17 protein-coding genes and 1 tRNA gene are annotated in these 18533 nt (G+C 77.4%); 9 read left to right on the top strand and 9 right to left on the bottom strand.

Translation table 11 applies throughout. The annotated features are described in order from the left end of the window. Positions 1-8 precede the first annotated feature (8 nt). Positions 9-977: a DUF3152 domain-containing protein gene (locus SJY06_RS18695; RefSeq protein WP_380169041.1), complete on the top strand. Its 969-nt coding sequence runs from the start codon at positions 9-11 to the stop codon at positions 975-977. 45 nt (positions 978-1022) lie between these two features. On the opposite strand, the gene SJY06_RS18690 is transcribed toward SJY06_RS18695, so the two are convergent. The 8 genes from SJY06_RS18690 to SJY06_RS18655 all read right to left on the bottom strand — a co-directional run bounded on the left by SJY06_RS18690 (position 1023) and on the right by SJY06_RS18655 (position 8229). Next, positions 1023-2180 carry an AI-2E family transporter gene (locus SJY06_RS18690; RefSeq protein ID WP_380169040.1) on the bottom strand — a complete coding sequence of 386 codons (1158 nt, stop codon included), beginning with the start codon at positions 2178-2180 and terminating at the stop codon, positions 1023-1025. Further along, positions 2180-2857 carry a DUF308 domain-containing protein gene (locus tag SJY06_RS18685; RefSeq protein WP_380169039.1) on the bottom strand — a complete coding sequence of 226 codons (678 nt, stop codon included), beginning with the start codon at positions 2855-2857 and terminating at the stop codon, positions 2180-2182. Before SJY06_RS18685 ends, SJY06_RS18690 begins: the two co-directional genes overlap by 1 nt. 68 nt (positions 2858-2925) lie before the next feature. Next, a complete protein-coding gene (locus tag SJY06_RS18680; protein WP_380169038.1) occupies positions 2926-5547 on the bottom strand; it encodes an AAA family ATPase in 2622 nt (873 codons plus the stop codon). A gap of 218 nt (positions 5548-5765) precedes the next feature. Continuing rightward, positions 5766-5841, bottom strand: a tRNA-Lys gene (locus SJY06_RS18675). A 56-nt stretch (positions 5842-5897) separates the two neighbouring features. Then, complete coding sequence (locus SJY06_RS18670) at positions 5898-6116, bottom strand: hypothetical protein (protein WP_380169037.1); 219 nt, start codon at positions 6114-6116, stop codon at positions 5898-5900. A gap of 116 nt (positions 6117-6232) precedes the next feature. Next, positions 6233-6550 (bottom strand): GNAT family N-acetyltransferase, encoded by a 318-nt coding sequence (locus SJY06_RS18665; protein ID WP_380169036.1) that lies wholly within the window; start codon positions 6548-6550, stop codon positions 6233-6235. Positions 6551-6613: 63 nt separating this feature from the next. Beyond that, entirely contained in the window at positions 6614-7873 is a 1260-nt protein-coding gene (locus SJY06_RS18660; RefSeq protein ID WP_380169035.1) for an RNA polymerase sigma factor, read from the bottom strand. Beyond that, positions 7870-8229 (bottom strand): YciI family protein, encoded by a 360-nt coding sequence (locus tag SJY06_RS18655; protein WP_380169034.1) that lies wholly within the window; start codon positions 8227-8229, stop codon positions 7870-7872. The genes SJY06_RS18660 and SJY06_RS18655 overlap by 4 nt, the downstream gene beginning before the upstream one ends. 188 nt (positions 8230-8417) lie before the next feature. Between SJY06_RS18655 and SJY06_RS18650 the strand changes: the two genes are divergently transcribed. Further along, complete coding sequence (locus tag SJY06_RS18650; RefSeq protein ID WP_380169033.1) at positions 8418-8912, top strand: SRPBCC domain-containing protein; 495 nt, start codon at positions 8418-8420, stop codon at positions 8910-8912. A 51-nt stretch (positions 8913-8963) separates the two neighbouring features. Next, a complete protein-coding gene (locus SJY06_RS18645) occupies positions 8964-9323 on the top strand; it encodes a cupin domain-containing protein (protein WP_380169032.1) in 360 nt (119 codons plus the stop codon). A 65-nt stretch (positions 9324-9388) separates the two neighbouring features. Here the strand turns inward: SJY06_RS18645 and SJY06_RS18640 are convergent, their stop codons facing one another. Further along, positions 9389-10222: a hypothetical protein gene (locus tag SJY06_RS18640; protein ID WP_380169031.1), complete on the bottom strand. Its 834-nt coding sequence runs from the start codon at positions 10220-10222 to the stop codon at positions 9389-9391. Positions 10223-10273: 51 nt separating this feature from the next. Between SJY06_RS18640 and SJY06_RS18635 the strand changes: the two genes are divergently transcribed. From SJY06_RS18635 to SJY06_RS18610, 6 genes are all read left to right on the top strand, one after another. Further along, on the top strand, positions 10274-10870 hold the full coding sequence (locus tag SJY06_RS18635) for a TetR/AcrR family transcriptional regulator (RefSeq protein WP_380169030.1): 597 nt from the start codon (positions 10274-10276) through the stop codon (positions 10868-10870). 78 nt (positions 10871-10948) lie between these two features. Further along, the gene (locus tag SJY06_RS18630) at positions 10949-13906 is read left to right on the top strand and encodes a hypothetical protein (protein ID WP_380169029.1); all 2958 of its coding nucleotides are present in this window, start codon (positions 10949-10951) and stop codon (positions 13904-13906) included. Further along, on the top strand, positions 13893-14762 hold the full coding sequence (locus tag SJY06_RS18625) for an ABC transporter ATP-binding protein (RefSeq protein ID WP_380169028.1): 870 nt from the start codon (positions 13893-13895) through the stop codon (positions 14760-14762). The genes SJY06_RS18630 and SJY06_RS18625 overlap by 14 nt, the downstream gene beginning before the upstream one ends. Continuing rightward, positions 14759-15373 (top strand): ATP-binding cassette domain-containing protein, encoded by a 615-nt coding sequence (locus tag SJY06_RS18620; RefSeq protein WP_380169027.1) that lies wholly within the window; start codon positions 14759-14761, stop codon positions 15371-15373. Before SJY06_RS18625 ends, SJY06_RS18620 begins: the two co-directional genes overlap by 4 nt. Positions 15374-15519: 146 nt before the next feature. Beyond that, positions 15520-17430 carry a methyl-accepting chemotaxis protein gene (locus SJY06_RS18615; protein WP_380169026.1) on the top strand — a complete coding sequence of 637 codons (1911 nt, stop codon included), beginning with the start codon at positions 15520-15522 and terminating at the stop codon, positions 17428-17430. Positions 17431-17561: 131 nt separating this feature from the next. Further along, a complete protein-coding gene (locus tag SJY06_RS18610) occupies positions 17562-18515 on the top strand; it encodes an intradiol ring-cleavage dioxygenase (RefSeq protein ID WP_380169025.1) in 954 nt (317 codons plus the stop codon). The last annotated feature ends 18 nt before the right edge of the window (positions 18516-18533 follow it).

The following is an 18533-nucleotide window of genomic DNA, read 5'->3' as shown; positions in this document are numbered from 1 at the left end:
TCGTGGTGATGTCGGTGACGGAGCAGCAGGTCGGTCACGGGCGGTCCGGGCCGGACGGCACGGGCGGTCGCGCCCGGCACGCCCTCACGCCCTCACCGGCCGTGCGGCGGCGGCCGCTGGTCGCGGCCGGCCTGGTGCTGCTGCTGTGGTTCGCCTGGCTGCTCGTGCCCTCGCCCGGCGAGGACGACGCCGTGGACGGCAGCCCGGCGGCCGACGCCCAGCAGGCCGGGCCCGGGACGGTCGGCGAGGACGGGGCGGCCGAGCCGGCCGAGCCCGGCGGTATCGAGGCGCAGCTGTTCGGCGACGACGCGGCTGCCCCGGCACCCCCGTCCGCCGCCCCGTCCGCCGAAGCGACCCGGGCGGACGGCGAGCCGGCGCCGTCCGCGCCCGGGTCAGCCCCGCCCGCCGCGTCGCCGGAGGCCTCGGCCCCCGCCGCCCCCGAGCCGGTCGAGGTGCCGCAGGCCGGGGCAGGGACCTTCGCCGTGGCGCCCGGGGGTACCGAGCGCGTCGGCTCGCAGGGGACCCTGGTGCGATACACCGTGGAGGTGGAGGACGGCCTGCCCCTGGACGCCGTCGAGGTCGCGGGGGTCGTCGACGGGGTGCTGGCCGACCCGCGGTCGTGGACGGCGGAGGGCGAGTGGTCGCTGCAGCGCACCGACGCCGACCCGGACGTGCACATCCGGGTGACCACCCCGGACACCACCGACCGGCTGTGCGCCCCGCTGCGCACCCGCGGCCAGGTGTCGTGCCGCAACGGCGACGACGTCGTGCTGAACGCGCTGCGCTGGACCCAGGGGGCGAACGCCTGGGGCGACGACGTGGCCGGCTACCGGGAGTACCTCGTCAACCACGAGCTCGGCCACTACCTGGGCCGCGGCCACGTGCCGTGCCCGGCCGAGGGCGAGGCCGCGCCGGTCATGCTGCAGCAGACCCTGGGCCTGCAGGGCTGCGCCCCCAACGGGTGGCCCTACCCCTGAGAAGGACCAGCGGCCCCGTCAGTCCGGTCAGCCCCGGCAGCCCAGTCAGTCCCGGCCGTCGGCGGCCCTGGCCTCGCGGGCGATCCGCTCCAGCTCCTCACCCTCCGGGGCCCGGTCGCTGACCAGCAGGTTCGCCCAGGCGTGCCGGGGGTCGTCGTCGGTGAGCAGGGCCCGGACCAGCAGCGACGCCGGGATGGCGAGCAGCGCCCCCAGCGGGCCCAGCACGAAGCCCCACACCACCAGCGACAGGAACGCCATGGTGATGCTGAGCCCGACCGCGTCGCCGACGAACTTGGGCTTGACGAAGTTGTCGATGGTGTTGTTGATGAGCAGGTAGCCCACGACCACCCACAGGCCGGTCAGCGGTCCTCCGTCCAGCAGGCCGATGACGGCCGGCGGGACCAGGCCGACCACCAGCCCGATGGTCGGCACGAAGCTGGCCAGGAAGGCCAGCAGCCCCCACAGCAGCGGCAGCGGCACGCCCAGCGCCATGAGCAGGACGACGTCCAGGGCGGCGACGACCGCACCGAACACGGCCGTCACCACCAGGTACTGGCGCACGCCGGTGGTGAACTCCCGCAGCGACCGGGCCACCCGCGGCCGGATCGCCTCGATGGCGGACAGCTTGGTGTGCACGGACCCGGCGTCGATGAGGACGAAGAACAGCAGGGCCAGGATGAACGCCAGGTTGGTCAGCACGCTGGCCACGCCCTGGATGACGTCGAGCGCCAGCGAGAAGACCTGGTTGAGGTCGAACTGCCGGACGAACTCGTTGACCTGCGACTGGTCGACCCCCACCTGCAGCAGCAGGGCCTCGCCCTCGTCCAGCAGCGCGTTGAGCTCGCTCTGGTACTGCGGCACCTGCTCGGCGAAGCGAAGCACGGAGACCAGCAGGGCCGCGGCGAACGCGGTCAGCGCCGCGTAGGTGACCAGGACGGTGATGGTCAGCGCGAGCCAGCCCGGCAGCCGGGTCCGCAGCCAGGCCTGCACCGGGTGCACGGCGATGGCCAGCACGAACGCGAGCAGGATCGGGCCCACGACGCCCTGTGCGGTCCGCATCCCGCCGAGGACCACCACGGCCGCGGCGAGGCCGAGTAGGGTGACGACGGGGGCGGGCAGCATGACGCCGGCCGGGCGCGGGACGGCGGGCGCGGTGCCCTGGGCGGGGGCGGGCCGGCGGGCGCGGCGGCGCAGCAGCCCCATCAGAGCACCTCGCCCCGGATGACGCGGGGGTCGTCCCCGTCGTCCCCCCTGCCGTCCCCGTCGGGCCCGCCGCGCGGCCGTCCGAGCCCGTCCACGCGCCGGGCCAGCGCCTCGCTCTGCCGCACCAGCGCCCGGACCAGGGCCGAGGCGGCCAGCTGGACCAGGCCGAGGCCGACCAGGACCACCCCGACCAGCAGGGCCAGCACCGTCAGGCCGACGTCGGGCAGCAGCAGGAACACCAGCCCCACGACCAGGTGCAGCGTCCCGAGGGCGCCCGTGGCCGCCCGGCCCACCCCGCGCGGGCCGGTCAGCGCCATGCCCAGGTCGGCCAGGCCCGCGACCAGGAAGCCGACCGCCACGACCAGCGTGACCAGGGTCAGCGAGTTCCACAGCCCGAGCAGGCCCGTCAGGCCGCCCAGGGCCAGCGCGACGCCCAGCACGCCCTGCACCACCCGGCGCCCGCCCGGCCAGGTCCGCACGGCCACGGCCAGGCCCACCCGGCCCAGGCCGGTGGCCATCAGCCACAGGCTGAGGACCACGGCGAGCACGGTCAGGGTGGCACCGGGCGCCAGCAGCGAGACCAGGCCCAGGGTCAGGGTCACCGCCCCGCCGACCGCCAGCCACACCCAGGCGGCCACCCCCGTGCTGCGCGCGCGGTCGAGATGCTCCGACGACATGAGGGGAACGCTAGGGGATCACGGCGGTGCCGGGCGGTGGCCGGACCGTCCCGGTCGGCCCCACCGGTTCAGGAGGGCAGCAGGCCGAGCAGCCGGGCCGAGGTGACGGCCTCGTGGCGGCTGGACGCGCCGAGCTTGCGGTAGATGGCCTTGACCTGGGTCTTGAGGGTGTTCGGGCTCACGTGGTGGGACTCGGCGATGGCCGACAGCGGCAGCAGCGAGGGCAGGTCGACGAGCACGGCCATCTCGCGCGGGGTCAGGCCGAGCGTCTCGGGGGAGGCGGCGCCGGGCCCCGACCGGGACCGGACGACCTCGGTGACCTGGGCCCGCCAGGCCTCGAGCTCGCCGACCCGGCCCGCGGCGGCCACCAGGTGCGGCAGCAGGCTGGGGGCGGCCTCGACGAACGGGCGCAGCGACCGGTCGGTGCGGGAGGCCGCCAGGGCGTGGACCAGCGACTCGTGGGTGCCGCCGGCGTCGCCGACCTCGGCCAGCAGCACGGCGCGGAGCAGGTGCAGGGCGAGCCGGGTGTCGGGCACCTCGCATCGGGTCCCCGGCCGGCCGGCGTCCGTGACGGTCCGGCGGGCCAGGTCCCCCCGGTGCCGGGCCCGGGCCCACAGGGCGTGGGCCAGGGCCGCCTCGCCCGTGCCCGGCAGGATCGCGTCGGTCAGCTCCAGGCACTCCTGCGCCCAGGTCCACTCGCCCTGGGCCAGGCACATCCGCAGCGCCCGGGGCAGGGTGTGCGCCGCGACGGAGCGGTCGGTGCGACCGGGCGCGAAACCGGTCACCACCTGGTGCAGGCGCAGCAGGGCGGTGTGCCGCTCGCCCCCCGCGAACGCGATCATGGCCTCGCAGGCCCGCACGGACGTCGCCGTCGTCTCGTCCACCGAGCCGTCGAGGGCGGCCAGGGCCCGGGCGGCCGACGCCCTCGCCTGCTCGTCGTCCATCTGCTGGTGCGCCGACCAGGCCACGACGACGTGCGCGAAGACGAGCTCGGGCGCGTCGGTCCGCCCGGTCCGGGCCGCGGCCCGCACCGCGGGCTCGGCGTGGGCGCGGGCGGACTGCAGGCCCTCCCGGGCGAGCTGCACACCGGCCAGGCCGACCCGGCACTGCAGCGCCAGCTGGCCGTACCCGTACAGCTCGGCCAACGACCTGGCCTGCACCAGGTGGGCGTAGGCCGCCTCGTGGTCGCCCTCCCGGGAGGCGTAGCCGGCCAGGGACACCATGACGTGCAGCGCGACGTCGAGGTCGAGCAGCTCGCGGCGCGCGGGGTCGGCCAGCTCGGCCACGACGTCGGCCACCTCGCCGGGCAGCGGTCCGGCCACGCTGCGGCCCCGCTGCAGCAGCAGGCTGCGGTACAGGTCCTCCAGCCGACCGGCCCAGGCGCCGCCGTGACGCAGCGAGCGCGCGTGCACCAGCAGCGCGTCCGCGGCCCCCACGTCACCCATCGCCAGCGCCGCCAGCGCGTGGTGGACCACCTCGACGGCGGTCCGTCCGCCCGCGCCGCGCCGCTCCAGCAGCCGGCGCAGCGGCGCGGCGCCGCCGGCCAGGACGGTGCCCAGGCCGTGGGCCAGCAGCGTGCGCTGCCACAGCTTGCCGTCGGCCGCGGCGGACGCGTGCTCCACCGCGTGCCACGGGTCGCCCGCCGCCTCGAACCAGGCCACGGCGACGGCGTGGTCCTGGGCGCAGCGTCCGGCGCCCTCGTCCCGCAGCTGCTCCCGGAGCACCCCCCGCAGCAGGGGGTGCACCCGGTAGACGGTGCCGATGCGACCGGGCAGGCGCTCGAGCAGGCCGGTGCGGCGGTGCAGACCGTGCAGGACGGCCCCCGCGTCCTGCCGGCCGGACAGCTCGACGGCCAGGTCCACGGGCAGGTCGTCGACGATGCTGGTGCGGCGCAGCAGGTCGACCTCCGGCGCGCCGAGCGCCCCCAGCACGTCGGAGCCGACCCAGTCCTCCAGCCGGTGCGCACCACCCAGCAGCGACACCGCCGCGGGCCAGCCCCCGGTCCGTTCCATCACCTCGGCCACGCGGTCCTCGAGCGGGTCCGCCGGGTCGACGCCGCTGCGGGCGAGCACCGCCGCGACCTCGTCGGGCCGCAGGGCCAGGTCGGTGGCGTCGACGTCGTGCACCAGGCCCTGCAGCCGCAGCCGGGCCAGCCCTACGGGGGGCTCGTGACGGGCCACCCAGACGACCCGGACCGCCGCCGGCTGCGTCAGCGCGGACAGGGCGGCCAGCACCGGCGGCCCACCGGTGCGGTCGACGTCGTCCAGCACCAGGGTCAGCGGCCGCGGCAGCCGTTCCAGGTCGGCGGCCAGGGCGGCCCAGCGCTCGGCCGCGGGGGCCTCGGTGACGCCGTCCGGGCTCGGGCGCGGGGCGGGGACGTCGGCGCTCGGCAGCACCCGCTGCACGCCCTCGGCGAGCGTCGACCAGAGCTGGTCGGCGGTCAGGTCCGGGTGGACGGTCAGCCAGAGGACGGGCGCGCCGGCCGCCTCCAGGGCCCGGGCGTGGTGCGCCAGCAGCGCGGTCTTGCCGTAGCCGGTCGGGGCCACGACGACCGTGTGCCCGGCCGTGACCTCGTCCGGCGCGGCCAGCAGCGCCTGCTGCCGGGGATGCGGCAGCAGCCGGTGGTCCACCCGCGGGACGTCGGTCGTCGGAGCAGGCCGTTCCCCCGCGGCCGTTCGCCAGGCGCCCACGGCGTAAGTGTCACCCTGCTGAGGACCGCTGTCGAGGAGGACCTGCGCGCCGGGGCGGGCGGGGCCGTGCACCGGGGTCGTCTCACCCCTGACGGGTGAGGTGGGCGGGTCCGGCCGGGCGTGGGGGCGGGCCGGGGTCGGGTCCGGGAACGCCAGGAGGCCACCCCCGACCGGGGGCGGCCTCCTGCTGCGCTCGCCGACCGGTCGAGCCGGTCCCGTGGTGCACCGCGCCGGACTTGAACCGGCAACCCGCTGATTAAGAGTCAGCTGCTCTGCCAATTGAGCTAGCGGTGCGCGACAGAGATTACCAGCGCTCGGCGGTCGGTCGAAATCCGTTCCGGGAGCGGCCCTCAGCCGGCGGCGGCGTCGTCCGCGTCCGGCCGGTCGGCGGGCGTCGAGCCCTCCCACCACGGCTCGTCGGGGATGCCCTCCTCGAGGAGCACCTGCTCGGAGGCCGGCGCGTCGACCAGGTCGACGAGCAGCGTCAGCGGCACGTGCTCGTGCAGCAGCCCCATCACCGCCTCGTCCGCGTCGGTCGCCTCGTCCACGTGCTCCCCCTGGTCGGGCACGGTGCCTCCTCCTGCTCGGGGGTGCCCGGTGCGGCACCCACCGACGGGATCGACGGGCCCATCGCGGGACTTGACCCCGGGGCGGGCGGTTTCGCCCGATCAGCAGCCCGTGCCGGTCAGTCCACGTCGGGCCGCGTGCGCGAGCGGTACTCCAGGTCGGCGTAGGCGGGGTGGCGCCGGATCCAGCCGAGCACGAACGGGCACACGGCCAGGGCCCGCAGGCCGCGGCAGCGGACGTCGTCCAGCGCGTAGCGGGTCAGCGCCCCGCCGACCCCGCGGCCCTCGAAGGCCGGCTGCACCTCGGTGTGCGTGAACACGAGCATCTCGCCGGCCAGCGTGTACTCCGACCAGCCCGCCAGCTCGCCGCCCACGTGGGCCTCGTAGCGGCTGCGCTCGGGTGCCTCGCTGACCACGACCTCACCGGTGTCCGACATGCCCCGACCGTACCGACCGGGGCCCCGGGGGCCCGTCGGGCACGGCCCCCGGGCCCGCGCCGGTCACCGACCGGTCAGGTGGGCGCGCACGGCGTCGTCGGTGGTCAGCGAGACCGCCGTCGCGCGGGCCCCGGCCGCCTCGACCCGACGGTCGAGCCGGTCCAGGACGCTGCTGCGGGCCACCCAGTACGGCTGGTAGCCCTGCCCCCGGTCCGCCAGCCCGTCGAGCAGGTGCAGCGCCCGGGCCGGGTCGCCGGCGGCGCTCACCGCGGCGGCGTGGGCCACCCGAACGCCCGTGGTGGGCGACACGTGGACCAGGCCCTCGTACAGCGCCTCCACCGCCGCGTGGTCGGTGCGGCCGGTCGCGGCCCGCCGGTTGTGCACCGACTGGACCGCGGCCATCAGCTGGTAGGGCCCGACGTCGCCCAGCGGCAGCGCGCGGGCCAGGTGCTCCTCCGCCCGGGCCATCGACCCGCGCGACCACAGCCGCGTGTCCTGCTGGTCCAGCGGCACGAACGCCCCGGCCGGCGTGCGCCGTGCGGGCCGGCGGGCCTCGCAGTGCAGCAGCAGGGCCAGCAGGCCGTGCGCCTCGGCGTGGTCGGGGACCAGGTCGACCAGCAACCCCGCGAGGCGCACCGCCTCCCCGGCCAGGTCCGGCCCGGGGGTCTGGTCGGTGGCCGGGTCGACGGGGGGGTCCCAGCCGGCGGTGTAGGCGGCGTAGACGGCGTCCAGCACCGCCCCGAGCCGCGCCGGCAGCACCTCGTCGGGTGGCACGGCGAACGGGATGCCGGCGGTGCGGATCTTCGTCTTGGCCCGCACCAGCCGCTGCGCCATCGTCGCGGTCGGCACCAGGAACACCGACGCGATCCGCGCCGCGTCCAGGCCCAGGACCGTCTGCAGCATCAGCGGGCTGCGGACCGGCTCGGCGACGGCCGGGTGCGTGCAGGCGAACATCAGCTGCAGCCGCACGTCGGGGATGCCGCTGCCCACCGAGGGGTCGCCGCCGGGCGGGGCCAGCAGGGCCAGCTGCGGCAGGGCACGCGTGGCGGTCGCGCGCCGCCGGGACACGTCGACGAGGTTGCGCCGGGCCACCGTGACCAGCCAGCTGTCCGGCCGCGCGGGGACACCGCGCTCGGGCCAGGTGCGCAGGGCGGCCAGCAGGGCGTCGGCCAGGGCGTCCTCGGCGGCCGCGATGTCACCGGTGCCGGACGCCAGGTAGGCCAGCAGCCGGCCGTAGGAGCCGCGCACCACCTCCGCCACGGCCGCGTGGGTGGGCGAGCCGTGCGGGGCCGCGCCGGGCGGGACCGCCACCGCGGGGGTCACCGACGCGGGGGCAGCAGCGGGCGCACCTCGCACGAGCCGCCCGCGTGGACCGACGGGCAGCGGGACGCCCACCCCAGCGCGTCGTCCAGGTCGGCGACCTCGAGGACGAAGTACCCGCCGAGCTGCTCCTTGGTGTCGGCGAACGGGCCGTCCTGCACCTGCTGCCGGCCGTCGACCAGGCGGACCGTGGTCGCGGTGGTGGGCGGCTGGAGCCCGCCCGCGTCGACGAGCACCCCGGCGGCGGTCAGCGCCTCGAGGTAGCCGCGCCAGGTCTGCCAGTAGCCGTCGGAGCGCTCGTCGTCCTCGCGGTCCTCGAACGCGGACGGGGCCTCGACGGCCAGCACCAGGTACCTCATGCGTGGGACCTCCGGGTCGGGTCGGCGGCTGGGGCGCCGCACGGGACGTGCTCGAGAAGTAGACGCGAACGGGGCCCGGAAATCGACAACGGACGGCGCGCCGGTCCGGTGTCGATCCGGTGGGGGCCACGCCGTCTGCGGGGTGTGACCGCGGCGACCGTCGCCCGGGACCAGCAGAGGAGACCGACATGAGCCAGACCACCACCACCCCCTTGGGCCGCGGCGCCGACGCCGGAACCACCCAGCGCATCCAGCTCGCGGTGCTGGCCGAGCCCGAGCAGGTGTGGCACGCGCTGACCGACGGCGCGACGACGCCGGCCTACTACTACGGGTTCGCGGCGGACTACGGCGACCTGTCCGAGGGCGGCGGCTACCGCTACACCGCAGGGGGCGGCGACGTCATCACCGGGCGCGTGCTGCGGGCCGAGCCCTCGCGTCGCCTGCAGGTGACGTTCAACGGGACCTGGTCCCCGGACGTGGCCGTGCTGCCGGAGTCCCGGGTCACCTTCACCCTCGCCGCCCCGAGCATGCCGATGCCCGGGGTGACCGTGCTGACCTGCGAGCACGAGGGGCTGCCGGACACCCCGGCGGCGGCGCAGCTCGAGCACGGCTGGGTCACGATCCTGTCGGGCCTGAAGACGCTGCTGGAGACGGGCCGCCCGATGGTGGCGGCACCCGCCTGAGGGGCCGAGCGGGCCTGGCGCGCGGTCCCGGGGCGACGGAGGATGGCGGTCATGACCGACGTCGTGGACCTGGCCGCCGCCTTCGCCACCTTCGCCGAGCCGTGGGCGCCCCGGACCGTCGCCGTGATGAACGACTACGACGTCCGGGCCGTCCGGACCCACGGGGAGTTCACGCGTCACAGCCACCCGGACACCGACGAGCTGTTCCTCGTGCTCCGCGGGTCCCTGACCATCCGGCTGGACGACGGCGACGTGGTGCTGGGTCCGGGCCAGCTCTACGTCGTCCCCCGCGGGGTCCACCACCAGCCGGTGTCGGCCGAGGGGGCCGAGGTGCTGCTGCTGGAGCCGAGCCGGACGGTCAACACCGGTGACAACCCGGGGGACCTGACGGCGCGGCGACGCGGGGTCTGACCGGCCGGTCCCCTCAGGCAGGCGACGCCCCGTCGACGAGCCGGCCCGCCCGGTCGCTGACCCGGTCAGCCCGGCCGGGTCCCGTCAGGGGTCCCGTCGGTGGTCGGGCCGGTCGGCTCCTTCGGCTCGGTCGGCTCGGTCGGCTCGGTGCGGGTCGTGCCGGTGCGGGTCGTGCCGGTGCGGGGCCCGGTGGGGCGGGGCCCCGCCTGCTGGTCCTGCGCCGCCCGGTGCCGGCGCACCTCGCGCCGGGCCAGCGCGAAGGCGATGGCGACGGGTACGACGTAGCGGGCGTACGACAGCGCCTCCTCGACCCACCAGGGCAGGGACACGTCGGGCCACGGGACGCGGGGCCAGGTGATGTCGGGCCAGGGGATCCGGGGCCAGGGGATCTGGGGCCAGGGGATGTCCGGCCACGGGATGCGCGGCAGGTCCCAGTCCGGCCAGGGCAGGCTGAAGGCGAAGCGGGCCAGCAACCAGGTCAGCAGGAGCGGGACGACGACGGCGGCCACGGCCACCGCCGTCTGCCGGGCGGTGTGCAGGCGCGGGTGGGTCGCGATCCAGGCCTGCCGCCGCGCGGCAGGGGAGCCCGGGTCGGGTCGCAGGTCGACCCCGCCCACCCCGACCAGCGCCCGCGCCGACGCGTCCAGGTCGTCCGAGGGCCCGAACAGGGTCACCCGGCGGGCTGGTCCGACCCAGCCGAACCTCAGCACGAGGGCGCCGGCGTCGGCCGGGGCGTCCCCGCCCGGGGCCAGGTGGACCTTCTCGTCGGAGGTCCGCCTCTCGGCCACGAGCCCGCCGTCGACCCGCCACTGCAGTCGTCGCCCCCACCCGGACGCCTCGACCAGCACGACGTGGCTGCGGCCGTGGTGCTCCAGCGACCACCGCTCCACCTCGGCCATGTGTGGCAAAATACCAGAGCACACACTCCATTAATAGACGCAGGAGGCCCCGTGGCACGCACGGTCGACCCGGAGCGGCACGCGGCGCGACGGCTGCAGATCGTCGACGCCGCCCTCACCTGCTTCGCGGCCGACGGGTACGACGGGGCCACCACGGCCGCGATCTGCCGCACCGCGGGGATCGGCTCGGGCACGTTCTTCCACTACTTCCCCACCAAGGCCGACGTGCTGCTGGGGATCCTGGCCCTGGGCACCCAGGAGACCAGGGACTGGTTCGCCGCCCAGGCCGGTCGGGACGACCCGCTGGCCGTCCTGCGCGACTGGGTGCGGTGGTCGGCCGACGAGCTCGCGGACCCGCGCCTGCCCGGCTTCGTCCGCGCCGTCGGGGCGGTCATGACCCAGCCCGCCGTGGCCGCGGCGCTGGCCCGGGACGAGCAGGCGCAGCAGGAGGGCCTGGTGCCCTGGGTCGACCGGGCGCGCTCGGCCGGGCAGGTGCGGCGCGACCGGTCGGCGGCCGAGCTCGCGTCCTGGCTGGCGCTGGTCCTGGACGGCTTCGTCGGTCGGCTCGCGGGCGGCGACGGGTTCACGGTGCAGGGGCAGCGGGACATGCTGCTGGACGCGGTGGACCGGCTGCTCGAGCCGCGCTGAGGCCCGGGCCTGCTCCTGCGGGGGACCACGGGGTGGGAACGATTCCACGCAGGTCGGGGGCATGGCAGAGTGCCGCCGGTGAGCACCGGACCCGGGCCGCTGTGGCGCCGAGCCCCGCTCCGGGGGCTGACCCAGGGGGCGTGGTCGGTGGTGCTCGTGGGGGCCTTCCTGCTGGCGGCGCTCGCCGGGGCGGCCGACGTCCTGTCGGTGGCGGGCTGGCGGACCGCGGCGACGGACCGGGTGCTGGACGCGGTCCCGGAGGGTGCCGTCGTGCGGCTGGCGCCGGACCTGCGGGTCGGGGCCGCGCCCGCGCCCGGCCCGGAGCTCGACCGGTTGCTGCAGCAGGTCGACGACGTCCCGGGCCTGGGCGCCCCCGAGCTGCTGGGGGTGTCCTTCCGCGACGAGCTCGACGGCGGGACGGAGGTGCGGTACGAGTCCTTCGCGGCCGGGGCGTCGACCCGGGTGCCGGCCCGGCTGGTGGCCGTCGACGACCCCGCAGCCGTGCTGACCGGCGGTGCCAGGGGCCAGGACGGCGCCGCGGCCCCCTCGGCCGGGCTGTGGCTGCCCGAGCAGGTGGCGGCCGGGCTGGGCCTGGGACCCGGCGACACCGTGGACGTCGGACTGGCCCCCAGCACGGGCTCGGAGCCGGAGCAGGTGACGCAGGCGGAGGTGGCCGGGACCTACCGGGTGTCCGTCGACGGCACGACCCCCGACGACGTCCCGGGCGCCTCGTTCTGGGCCGACCGCTCGGGTCGGCTGCCCGGTGACGTCGGGGGCGGCAGCTCGGTCGCCCTCCTCGTGGGTCCGCCGGCCGAGGTGCTGCAGGTGGCCCGGGCCTCGGGCGACGTGCTGCTGTGGAACGTCGACGCCGGGCTGCGACCGGCCCGACCGACCCGCGACCAGCTGGGCGCGACCGCGGCCGGGGTGGCCCGGCTGCAGCAGGGCGTGGCCAGGGCGGGGCTGCGGGGCTTCGGGGACGAGGTCGTCACGACCGTGGTCAGCGGGGTCGGCGGGCTGGCCGAGCAGGCCGACGACATCGCCCGGCGCACGGCCGCCGAGGCCCGCGCCCCCGTGCTGGGCTCGATCGGGCTGTCGCTGGCCGTGCTGGCCGCGGTGTCCGTGCTGACCGCGGCCCGCCGCTCGCGTGAGCTGGGGCTGCTGGCCGGCCTCGGGGTGCGGCCCCCGGCGGTCGCGGCCCTCGGCGTCGTGGAGGTCCTGCCCGCCGCCGCCCTCGGCCTCGCCCTCGCGCTGCCGGTCTCGGTCGCGGGAGCCGGCCTGCTGACCGGGGTGCCCGTCGAGGGGTGGGCCGTGCGTCGGGCCGCGGAGCAGGCCGCCGTGCTCCTGCTGGTCGGCGTCGCGGTGCACGGGCTGGTGACGCTGCTGGCCGCGGCGGCCGCGGCCCGCTCCGGCGCCCGGCACGAGCGCCGGGCGGTGGCCGTGCCCTGGCGGCCCGTGCTGGTGGTGTCGGCCGTGGCGGCCGTCGTCGGCCTCGTCGCGGCCCCGGCGGGCGGGGCGCGGGGGCTGGACCTGGCCGTGCCCGTCCTGGTGTGCGCGGCGGTCGGTGCGGTCGGGGCCAGCGGGCTCCGGCTGCTGGCCGCCGGGCGCCGCTCGGCGCCGGCGGACGACGGCGGCCCCCTGGCGCCCGGCGCGGTCGGCCGGCTGGTGCTGCGACGGCGGCTCGGCTCGGGCGGGGCGGAGCGGCTGCTCGTGGTGACGGCGCTCGCGGCGGCCTTCGGCCTGGCCGTGCACGTGCTGGCCGGTGGTGCCCTCGCCGAGCGCTCCGTGCAGGACAAGGCGGCCGTCGTGGCCGGGGCGCAGGTCCTGGTGGAGCTCGACCTGGCCCGGCAGGTGGACCCGTCGCTGCCGTTCACCGGCTGGCCCGCCGACCCGGACGTCAGCGACGGCGACAGCGTGGTCTACCGGGGCTCGGGCCGGCTGCCCGGCGGTTCGGTGGTGGACGTGGTCGCCGTCGACCCGACCTCGATCGGCGACGTCGCGTCCTGGGGCAGCGAGGGTGGCCCGCTGCAACGGGGCCGCGAGGCGCTCGCGGTGCTGGGCGCGGCCGACGCCCACGCCGCGCCGCGGTGCCCGTCGGCCTCCCCGCGCGAGGCCCTGTTCGGTGCGGAGGAGCCGGAGCCCGGCGCCCCGGAGCCGCCGCCCTGCCCGCCCACCCCCGACCCGGCGGCCGGCGTCCCGCTCGGCGCCGTGGCCCCGGGCCCCGCCCCCGTGCTGCTCGTCGGGGACCCCGTGGGGCTGCGGGTGGGGCAGACGACCACGGTGACGGCCACCAACGCCCAGGTGGCGGTCGAGGTCGTCGGGCGGGTGCCGGCGTTCCCCGGGCTGGACCCGGACCTGCGCACCGGGCTGGTGGCCGCGACCGGGTCGTTCCTGCCCCGCCTGCCCAACGGTGACCCGCGCCTGGCCGCGGGCACCGCGCTGGAGATCCCCAACCTGGAGGTGGAGTCGGTCGAGCTCTGGTCCTCCCGGTCGCTGGCCGACGTGCAGGCCGACCTGCGCGGCCGTGGGGTGGACGACGCCACGCTGACCGACGAGCGCCGGACCCGGACCCTCGAGGCCGCCCTGGTCCGGCCCGCCTTCGTGGCCGTGGCCCTGGTCGCCCCGTACCTGGTCGCGCTGAGCGTCCTGGTGCTCCTGATGGCCGTGCTCGCCCTGGCGCTGTCGGTGGACCGGGCCGCGGCGCGCTCCCGGGCCGGGGACGTGGTCCTGGCCCGGATCGGGCTCGGGGCGCGCGGACCCCGACGGCTGCTCCTGGCGGAGGCGGCGCTGCTCGTCGGGGCCGGGCTGGGCCTGGGGCTGCTGGGCTGGGCGGCGACCCTGCCCCTGCTGCCGCGCCTGGTGGAGCCCGAGCCGGCCGTGGCACCACCGGTCGACGTCGCCGGGGTGCTGCTGGTCGCCGACCAGGTGCTGCCCCCCGTGCTGGCGGCGGTGGCGCTGGCCCTCGGCGTGGGGGCCGTGGTGGCCTGGGCCGGCTCCCGGCAGCGGGCGGAGGAGGAGGTGCTGCGTGGTCTCGACTGAGCGGGCCGGCGCGAGCGCGGCACGGCCCGGCGGGGCGGGGCCGGACGACGCCGTCCGGTGCGAGGCGGTCACCCGGTTCTACCGCTCCGCGGCGGGGGAGACCCACGCGCTACGAGGGGTGGACGCCCGGTTCGCGGCCGGCACGGTGTCCTGCGTCGTGGGTCCCTCGGGCAGCGGCAAGTCGAGCCTGCTGCAGGTCCTGGCGCTGCGCGAGGTGCCCGACGGCGGTCAGGTCTGGCTCGCGGGGCAGGCGACCGTGCCCGGCAGCACCGGCGCCCGGCGGCGGTGGCGGCGCCGGCTGGTGGCCTGGGTGCCGCAGCGGGCGACCCACGCGCTGCTGCCCCACCTGAGCGCCGCCGAGCACGTGGTGCAGGTGGCCAACCTGCGCGGGGTCGACGCCGACGTCCGCGCCGTCCTCGACGAGGTCGGCCTGCGGCGTCGTCGCCGCTCGCACCCGGCGCAGCTGTCCGGCGGTGAGCAGCAGCGGCTGGCGGTGGCGCTGGCCGCGGTCGGCGACCCGCCCGTCCTGGTGGCCGACGAGCCCACGGCCGAGCTGGACGACGAGGCCGCCGCCCTGGTCCTGGACCTGCTGCGTCGCAGCGCGGCCGCCGGTGCCTGCGTGGTGGTCTCGACCCACGACGCCCGCGTGACGACCCGCTCCGACCGGGTGCTCCTGCTGCGTCACGGCGTGCTGTCCACCGACGCGCGCGCCGGGGACGGGGCCGAGGCCGTGCTCGACTCCACCGGCCGGCTGCAGCTTCCGCCGGAGGCCCTGGCCCTGTTCCCCGACGGGCGCGCCCGCCTCGAGGTGCGCGACGACGAGGTCGTCCTGCGGCCGCCGGGGGACCGGCCGTGAGCGTCGAGGTCCGCGACGTCACCCACGTGGCGGGCGGGGTCACCGTGCTGAGCGAGGTCTGGATGACGGCCGCCGCCGGGACCCTCGTCGTGGTGGCGGGCCGGTCGGGGTCGGGCAAGTCCACGCTGTGCCACCTGGTGGCCGGCGTCGGTGCCCCCTCGTCGGGTCGCGTGCAGGTGCGCGGCCGGCCCGCGCACCCGGCGCCGGCCTGGTCGGTCGTGTCGCTGCTGCCCCAGCGGCTCGCGCTGGTGCCCGAGCTGTCGGTGGCCGAGAACGTCGCCTGGCCCTGCCGGCTGGCCGGGCGCAGGGTGCCCGAGGGGCTGCTGGACGGCCTCGCCCTGGCCGGGCTCGCCGGGCGGGCGGCGAAGGACACCTCGCTGGGCGAGCAGCAGCGGACGGCGCTGGCCCGGGCGCTCGCGGTGGTCCCCGCCGTCGCGGTCCTCGACGAGCCGACCGGCCACCAGGACGACGCCAACGTGGACCGGGTGCTCCAGGCCCTCCGTGCGGCCACGGCCGCAGGCACCTGCGTGCTCGTCGCCACCCACGACGAGCGGGTGCTCGACGTCGCCGACGCCGTGGTCCGGCTCGAGGGCGGCCGCGTAGTCGGCTGAGCCCCCGGCGGCCCGACCCGCTGCCCCCTGCGGTGACGTCAGACCCGCGGTCTGGGGCCAGGGCCGCTCGGGTGAACCCGACCAACTGGTAGTTCACGGTTGTACTACGGGGGGTGACACTTCTCGCGGAGAGAAGGAGACCTCAAATGTCCGTACTGACCCGGCCGGCCGAGCACCTCATGGGACGGCTCACCTACGCCCGCAAGACGATGGTGCTCGTGGCCGTCATGCTCGTGCCGCTGCTGGTGGCCGGCTGGGGCTTCGTGGACCAGCAGTCCTCCCAGGTCGGCTTCAGCGCCAAGGAGCGGGTGGGCGTCGCCTACGCCCGCCCCGCGCTGGCGGCCATGGCCGTGCTGGCCGAGCTGCGGGTCGCCGAGGTCGCGGCCGACGACGCCCCCGCCGAGGACTCCCCGCTGCGGGCCGACCTGACGCAGGCCTGGGCCGAGGTGGCGCAGGCCGAGGTCGAGCTGGGCGGGCAGCTCGGGACGGGGCCGGCGTTCGAGGCGGCCGACACGGCCGTGACCGCCGCCCTGGCCGCGGACGCCGCCGACGCCGAGCGGGCCGCGGCCCTGCAGTCGCTGTCGGCGCTGGTGGTCGCCGTGGGCAACGGGTCCAACCTGATCCTCGACCCCGACCTGGACTCCTTCTACGTCATGGACACCGTCGTCATCAAGGTCCCCGGGCTGCTGCTGTCCCTGGCCGACCTGGGCGTGGCCGAGCAGGCGGTGGCCGGGGCCGCGGCCGCGGACGAGGTGGCCGCGCAGGTCGACGTCGCGGTGGCCCGCGGCACGGTCACCGGTACGGCGGCCGGGCTGGTCGACGGCCTGGGGACCAGCTACGAGCAGACGGCGTCCGACCGGCTGGAGCCGGCGCTCGTCCCGCTGGTGGACACGGTGTCGGCCACCCTGGCCCCGGCGGGGGAGCAGGCCCCGGTCGACGTGTCGGTCGCCGCACCCGCCCTGGCCGAGCTGGCCGCGACCGCCACCGACGAGCTGGACGCCCTGCTGGGCACCCGGGTCGAGGCGCTGCGCACGCAGCTGGTGGTCGTGGTCGCGGTGGCCGTGCTGGCGCTCGCGCTGGCCGCCTACCTGGTGGCCGGCTTCACCGCCGGGGTGCGGCGCGGCCTGGACGACATGGTGGGCAGCCTCGCCGCCGTCGGGGCCGGCGACCTGTCGCGGCCGCCGCTGACCCGCACCCGCGACGAGGTGGGCACCATGGCCGACGCGCTGCGCACCCTGGTGGCCTCGCTCCGGGAGACCGTGCTGGACCTGGGCAACCGCTCGACGACCCTGGCCGGCACGGCCGAGAACCTGGGTGCGGTGTCCGAGCAGCTGGCGCAGCAGGCGGCCCGGGCCAGCGCCGGCAGCGCCGTCAGCGCCGAGGACGCGGCCGAGGTGGACGCGCAGGTGCAGCTGCTGGCGGCCGGCGTGGAGGAGATGCGCGCCGCCGTGGCCGAGATCGCCCTGGGCACGGCCCGGGCGGCCGAGGTGACCACGGCCGGCATGGTCGACGTGCGCCGGACCGAGGAGATCACCGGTCGGCTGGGCGACACGGCGGGCGACATCGACGGCGTGGTGACGGCCATCGCCTCCATCGCGGCCCAGACCCGCCTGCTGGCCCTGAACGCCACCATCGAGGCCGCTCGTGCCGCCGAGGCCGGCCGGGGCTTCGCCGTGGTGGCCAACGAGGTCAAGGAGCTGGCCGGGCAGACGTCCGAGGCGACCGAGTCCGCCACCACCCACGTCGGCGCCGTGCGGGCCCACGCCGAGCAGGTCGGCGCGGCCGTGGCCGCCCTGGTCGGCATGGTCCGGCAGGTCGACGACAGCCAGGCCCTGATCGCCGCTGCCGTCGAGCAGCAGAGCGCCACCACGGCGCAGATGGCCGAGAGCGTCGCCGGGGTCGCCGTGGGCACCGGCCGGGTCGCCCGCGCCATCGGCGAGGCGGCCGAGACCGCGGCGGCCTCACGGGCCGCGGCGGACTCGGCGCGGTCCTCGGCCGTCGAGCTGGAGGCCGTGTCGGTCGCGCTGCGGCAGTCGGTGGCGCACTTCCGGCTCTGAGCCGGAGGCACGGCGACCGCACCCACCCCACGCACCCGCTCCACCGCCACGGCACAGGGGCGGCACAGCGGCGGCACAGCGTCGGTTCCTAGCGTCGGCGAACCAGAGTCCGCCGACCCCAGGAGCCCGCCGTGCCCGTCGCCCCCCACGACCGCGACCACCCCAGCTACGAGGGCCGTCCCCTCGCCAAGCCCGACGAGGAGGTCGTCGACCAGGGCCTGCCCTTCGACGTCACCACCCTCATGGGCAGGCGGCAGATGCTGCTGGCCCTGGGCCTCAGCGGTGGGGCGCTCGCGCTCGCCGGGTGCGGGTCGAGCGCCGGGGCGTCCAGCGCCCCGTCGTCGACGTCCCCCGCGACCGGGGCCACCACCGCCGCCGGGCTCGCCGAGATCCCCGACGAGACCGCCGGCCCCTACCCGGCCGACGGCTCCAACGGCCCCGACGTGCTGGAGGAGAGCGGCATCGTCCGCGACGACATCCGGGCGAGCTTCGGCGGGCCCACCGGGGTGGCCGACGGCGTGCCCCTGACCATCACCTTGGCCCTGCAGGACATGACGGACGGCCACGCGCCGTTCGTGGGCGCCGCGGTGTACCTGTGGCACTGCGACCGCGAGGGCCGCTACTCGATGTACTCCGAGGGCGTGGAGTCGGAGAACTACCTGCGCGGGGTGCAGGTGGCTGACGTCGACGGCTCGGTCACCTTCACCAGCGTCTTCCCCGCCTGCTACACCGGCCGCTGGCCGCACGTCCACTTCGAGGTCTACCCCGACCTGGCGTCGACGGCCGACTCCGCCGACGCCGTCGCGACGTCCCAGCTGGCCCTGCCCGCCGACGTGTGCGACGCCGTGTACGCCGAGCCGGGCTACGAGTCCTCGGTGGCCACCCGGGCCCAGGTGAGCCTGGAGTCGGACAACGTGTTCGGCGACGACGGCGGGGCGAGCCAGCTGGGCACGGTGACCGGTGACGTGGCGGGCGGCTACGCCGTCACCCTCGTCGTGCCGGTGGACCCGACCACGGTGCCGGCCACCGGTGGGGGCGGAGCCGGCGGCCCCGGGGGCCCGCCCGGGGCACTGCCGAACGGGTGAGCACCGGGCCGCCCGCTC

The sequence above is a fragment of the Jannaschia sp. R86511 genome (assembly GCF_042466345.1).
GTDB lineage: Bacteria > Actinomycetota > Actinomycetes > Actinomycetales > JBBAYJ01 > Aquipuribacter.
Note: the sequence above shows the minus strand (reverse complement) of the source record. Positions and strands in the feature narration are given on the sequence as shown.